The sequence below is a fragment of the Fulvivirga aurantia genome (genome assembly GCF_009711475.1).
GTDB classification, from domain to species: Bacteria; Bacteroidota; Bacteroidia; order Cytophagales; family Cyclobacteriaceae; genus Fulvivirga; species Fulvivirga aurantia.
In genome coordinates this window covers 1-5,472 of sequence record NZ_SMMD01000671.1, presented here as the reverse complement: position 1 = coordinate 5,472, position 5,472 = coordinate 1, and the positions used below count along the sequence as shown (strand labels likewise).

The 5,472-nt window shown below is 38.1% G+C and carries 6 protein-coding genes; 5 read left to right on the top strand and 1 reads right to left on the bottom strand.

Annotated elements, in window-relative coordinates; all coding sequences use genetic code 11:
- The 5 genes from E1176_RS07035 to E1176_RS07015 form a co-directional block, all read left to right on the top strand.
- The coding region (locus E1176_RS07035) for a tetratricopeptide repeat protein (protein ID WP_222933107.1) at positions 1–996 on the top strand (996 nt) is incomplete at its 5' end.
- Between the two features lie 74 nt (positions 997–1,070).
- On the top strand, positions 1,071–1,889 hold the full coding sequence (locus E1176_RS07030; protein WP_155209895.1) for a prohibitin family protein: 819 nt from the start codon (positions 1,071–1,073) through the stop codon (positions 1,887–1,889).
- Positions 1,890–1,984: 95 nt separating this feature from the next.
- Positions 1,985–3,271, top strand: a complete 1,287-nt coding sequence (locus E1176_RS07025; protein WP_155209894.1) for a citrate synthase — start codon at positions 1,985–1,987, stop codon at positions 3,269–3,271.
- Between the two features lie 81 nt (positions 3,272–3,352).
- Positions 3,353–3,610: an acyl-CoA-binding protein gene (locus tag E1176_RS07020; RefSeq protein WP_155209893.1), complete on the top strand. Its 258-nt coding sequence runs from the start codon at positions 3,353–3,355 to the stop codon at positions 3,608–3,610.
- 5 nt (positions 3,611–3,615) lie between these two features.
- Positions 3,616–4,311 (top strand): 16S rRNA (uracil(1498)-N(3))-methyltransferase, encoded by a 696-nt coding sequence (locus E1176_RS07015; RefSeq protein ID WP_155209892.1) that lies wholly within the window; start codon positions 3,616–3,618, stop codon positions 4,309–4,311.
- 9 nt (positions 4,312–4,320) lie between these two features.
- Here the strand turns inward: E1176_RS07015 and E1176_RS07010 are convergent.
- On the bottom strand, positions 4,321–5,472 hold a 1,152-nt coding region (locus E1176_RS07010), incomplete at its 5' end, for a T9SS type A sorting domain-containing protein (RefSeq protein WP_155209891.1).

The following is a 5,472-nucleotide window of genomic DNA, read 5'->3' as shown; positions in this document are numbered from 1 at the left end:
ATCAGAACAATGTTTCAATACAAAAGTTCCCCAATAAGTAACCTGGCAATCGGGCTTCTTATTGCGGTTTGCTCATTTTCTTATATAAACGGTACCATGGCGCAGGAAACTGCTCCCCAATTATTTAATCGGGCCTATCATTATTTAGGGGTCGACAAGCAGAAGGCCATCGAGCTGCTAAATCAATGTATCGCCATCGACTCCACTTACAGTGAGGCCTATTTTCACAGAGGAATCACCTATTTTAAACTAGGGAAATACGACAGCGCACTTTCTGATTTTAAAACAACGCAGGGCTATCAACCTGAGAGATCAATACTCTGGATGTATCGTGGTTTTACCCATCGTAACCAGGGAAACACGGATCTGGCACTTTCCTGCTTTTCTAATTACATCTCACAAAACCCTCAAGACACATCGGCCTATGCTTATATATTGAAAGGTAAAATGAAATATGAGCTTGGTGATTTCGATGGAGCCGTAAATGACTATGACATGGCAGTGAAGCTCAAGCCATTTGAGGAAAAATACCAGTATTACAAGTTTATAGCCCTATTTGAAGCCGGTAAGTACAAAGAAGCCTTAGAAGCAGTCACAAAGCTCATTGAAATAAACCCCGATTTTTACGGCTATTATTTTTACAAGGGTAATGTTTATAAGGAGATGGAATCGTATGACTCTGCAATATTCATGTACAACATTGCTATAATCAAGAATTACCAAAATGCAGACAGTTATTACGAAAGAGCTTCCTGCTTTGTAGAAAAAGACGAATACAATAAGGCACTTGAAGACTATAATACAGCGATTGTACTCAAACCAAATGATGGCACTTTCTTTTCAGCCCGAGGTAATTGCAAGTTTGAAATGGGACTTAAAAAATCAGCGTGCAAAGACTGGGATGAAGCCGGATCGCTGGGGTATTATGAGGATTACGACAAGATGAAACAAGTCTGCGAAGGGCTTAATATAGAGAGTTCGGGTGAAGGAGATTAGTCTGAATTGCTTTTCACGGTTTAAATAACCAATTTTGACATCCACTTAAAAAACACTCAATAAAATACTTAAACATGGATAATAGAAAATTTTTACCTCTCATCGTTGTAGGGGTCATTATATTAATTGTAATCACAGCATTATCATCGAGCTTATTCTTTACTATCGATGCAGGTGAGCGAGCTGTAATCTTCAAAACTTTTGAGGGTGGTATAGACAAAGAAAATGTACTTACTCCCGGTTTTAGCGTAAAAGCCCCTTGGAATGATCTTTACATATATGATGTGAAAGAAAATTCTGTAGAAGAAAAAATGGATGTACTCGACAAAAATGGTTTGAGCATAAATGTAGATGTTACGGTAAGGTTTTACCCTGTTTATGAAAGAATCGGCTACTTACACGAAAATTTTGGCAAAGGTTACATCACAAAACTTGTTATACCAGAAGTAAGGTCTGCAGTGAGGCAAGTGATGGGACGTTTTACGGCTGAAGAGATTTACTCGACTAAGCGTGGCGAAGTTGAGTCTATGATCAAAAACGAGACTGATGAGAGCCTAAGTGCCAACGACATACAAATGAGGGCTTTGCTTATAAGATCAATCAACCTGCCTGAGCAAATTAAACTAGCTATCGAAAATAAACTAAAGCAAGAGCAGGAAGCCCTCGCTTATCAGTTTAGACTTGACAAAGAAAAAAGTGAAGCTGAGCGTAAAAGAATCGCGGCTGAAGGCGAAGCAGCAGCAAACAAAATCATAAACAACAGTTTAACACCTGAACTTTTGAAGATGAGAGGTATCGAAGCTACACTCGATATGTCGAAGTCTCCAAACTCTAAAGTGGTGATAATAGGCAGCGGTAAAGACGGATTACCACTGATTCTTGGTAACAATTAGGAAACATAAACCGTTTTTATTTCAACTGATTTTTGACTAATTTCACGGTCGATTTTCACGGGTAGAATTTTCACTTACTAAAAACTAATATACATATGTCGAAGAAGGCAGAACTTAAAGTTGGAGACAAGTCATACGACCTTCCAATTATAGAAGGTACTGAAAACGAACAAGGAATTGATATTGCTAAGCTACGTGGAGAAAGTGGCTTAATTACACTAGATCCGGGGTTTAAGAACACAGGTTCAACAAAGAGTGCAATCACTTTTCTTGATGGTGAAAAAGGTATCTTAAGATATAGAGGTTATGCCATCGAAGACTTAGCGGAGAATTCTACTTTCATTGAAGTATCATATCTCCTTATATATGGCGAGTTGCCAACTCCTGAGCAACTTACCAAGTTTGAAAATGAGATTAAGTTTCACACATTAGTACACGAAGACATTAAAACAATTCTTGAAGGGTTTCCTTCAAATTCACATCCTATGGGTGTATTGTCTTCTTTGGTTACTTCACTTACCGCATTCTATCCTGAGTCATTAGACCCTAATAGATCTGCAGATAAGGTAAACCTGAGCATTATCAGAATTTTGGCTAAAATGCCGACCTTCGCTGCCTGGGCTTATAAAAATGAAGTAGGTCACCCTGTAAACTACCCGGATAACAACCTTAACTATTGCTCAAACTTCTTAAAAATGATGTTTGCGCTTCCGGCTGAGGACTATGAGGTAGACCCGGTGATTGCTAATGCGCTGGATAAACTTTTGATATTACATGCTGATCACGAGCAAAACTGTTCTACATCTACTGTTAGAATTGTAGGCTCTTCTCAGGCCAGCTTATACGCATCAATTTCTGCAGGTATCAACGCCCTTTGGGGACCACTACATGGTGGTGCAAACTCAGCAGTAATTAATATGCTTGAAAACATCCAGAAAGATGGTGGTGACACTAAAAAATGGATGGCTAAAGCCAAGGATAAGGATGATCCTTTCCGTTTGATGGGCTTTGGACACAGAGTTTATAAAAACTTTGACCCAAGAGCTAAGATCATTAAAAAAGCTGCGGATGATGTATTGCAAAAATTAGGGGTTAATGATCCAATCCTTGACATTGCGAAAGGATTAGAAGAAGTTGCTCTTAATGATGATTACTTCGTAGAAAGAAAACTTTACCCTAACGTAGATTTCTATTCTGGTATAATCTACAGAGCTCTTGGTATACCTGTAGACATGTTTACAGTTATGTTTGCTCTAGGTAGACTTCCTGGTTGGATTGCTCAATGGAAAGAAATGAGAGAAAACCATGAGCCAATCGGTAGACCAAGACAAATCTACACTGGTCAGGGTGAGAGAAAATATGTATCTGTAAATGACAGGTAATTTAATAAACTGATTTAATTTTAAAGAAAGGCTGAATTTATACTTCAGCCTTTTCTGTTTAACCATATTTATAAAAAACCAATGGAAGATAAATTTAATGAGGCAGTAAGCCGATCTAAGCAATTACCTAGTAAACCATCCAATGAGGAGCTTTTAGACCTTTACGCGCTATATAAGCAGTCATCTGAAGGTGATGTTGTGGGAGAAAGACCTGGCGGGTTTGATTTCAAAGCAATTGCAAAATACGATGCATGGTCAGGTTTTAAAGGCCTAAGCAAAGAAGAAGCGATGGAGAAATACATCATGCTTGTTGACGATTTACATAAAAAATATCAATAAACACCTTGGCTCTATTTTATCTACCTGAGATAAAACAGGGTGTGACCCAATTAACTCCGGAGGAGTCGAAGCATGCTGTTAAAGTGCTTCGACTGTCTCAGGGAGATGCTATTACCTTGATTGATGGTGTGGGCGGCTGGTATGATGCTATCATAGAAGAAGCCAACCCCAAGAAATGTAGATTTGCCATACAGTCAAGCCGGCAAGAGCCCGGCAATGACTACTACATACATATCGCGATTGCTCCTACCAAAAATATAGACCGGATAGAGTGGTTTGTTGAAAAAGCAGTAGAAATCGGAGTAGATGAAATTAGCTTCTTACTCTGCAGTAATTCTGAGAGAAAAGTTATAAAAACAGACCGAATTGAAAAAAAGGCGATAAGTGCAGCTAAGCAATCACTCAAAGCTACTTTGCCCAAGATCAATGCACTGCAGAAAATTGATCAATTCTTCACGTCTATCTCAGAAGAGCAGAAATTTATAGCTTACGTAGATTTTGACAACCCAACTGATCTTATACAGGCTGCCGATAAATCAAAATCATACTGTATTTTAATAGGCCCAGAAGGTGACTTCTCCACTCAGGAATTAGAAATGGCCTTGCAATCAGGTTTTGAAAAAGTAAGCCTGGGCAAAAGCAGGCTTAGAACAGAAACGGCAGGCCTTGTGGCCTGCCATATTTTAAATATCGTGCAATAAGTAATGTTCCTAATTCTCTTTTATCATAATACGTTTAACAAGGGATTGACTATACTGAGTTAATTTAACAATGTAAATCCCAGGTTTAAGATCTGAGGTTATTTTTAATTTGTATATACCCGATTTTAAATCTGACTTTGTTATTTGCTTTTTTAAATGATTCACGCCCATTGCATCATATAATTCTATTGTAGCCAACCCTTCATTTATCTCAGCCTTTATATTGATATTATCAGCAGTCGTAGGATTGGGAAACGGAACCATAAATATTTGATGCCCTGGCTTCTCAATTAATACACTAACTACATCTCCTTCGTATGTAGATTTACCGTCAAAATCAACCTGTTTTAATTTATAAAAATTATAGCCAACTTCTGGGCTTTTATGAATCAATTCATAACTGCTTACTTCGGAAGAAGTTCCACTCCCCTTTATATAGCCAATTGTTTTAAATGAGGCACCATCTGTAGAATGCTCTATTTCAAAGTAATCATTATTAACCTCTGAACTTGTTTTCCATTTTAATTTTACTTCTTCACCGGCTAACTCTGCATCAAACAAAATCAAGGATACTGGAAGTGGATTAGATGGATCGCTAGAGCCTAAAGTGTATATGTGCTCACTAAACGTATTGCTATTGCTTGCGACAAACCTTCCTTCAGACTGGTTGTGACCACTACTAAAATTCTGTCCACCAAGGTTATCCCAAGAAGATAATGCATCATTCCATATCATTACCTCAGTTTGCTCTCTTTCTGCCATCACTGGGGAAACATCACTTTCTGTACCCCAACTCAAACCGACAGTTGCAGTAACACCAGTTGTTCCTAAGTTTCCATCAGATATAACCCAATGTTCACTTTTCAAAATTGTAGCTATTTCAGCGGGATTTGTAAAATCGTAGTTATCAACAACTGGATCACTTAATCCACTAGCTGCTTTAAATTCAACTTCCCATGTCAATCCTCCTGTAGATACATTATTTATACTAGCAGGCCTCCATCTTCCTGCATCACCTACTGGGAAAGTAAATGACTGATTTGTTGATGAAATGGTTTTCAAGACTTTTCCATCAATAAATGAATTTGACCTACCTATAGCTGGGGAAACTAATGCTGATGCTCCCAGTAAAACTTCATTTCCATTACAATTTATAATTCC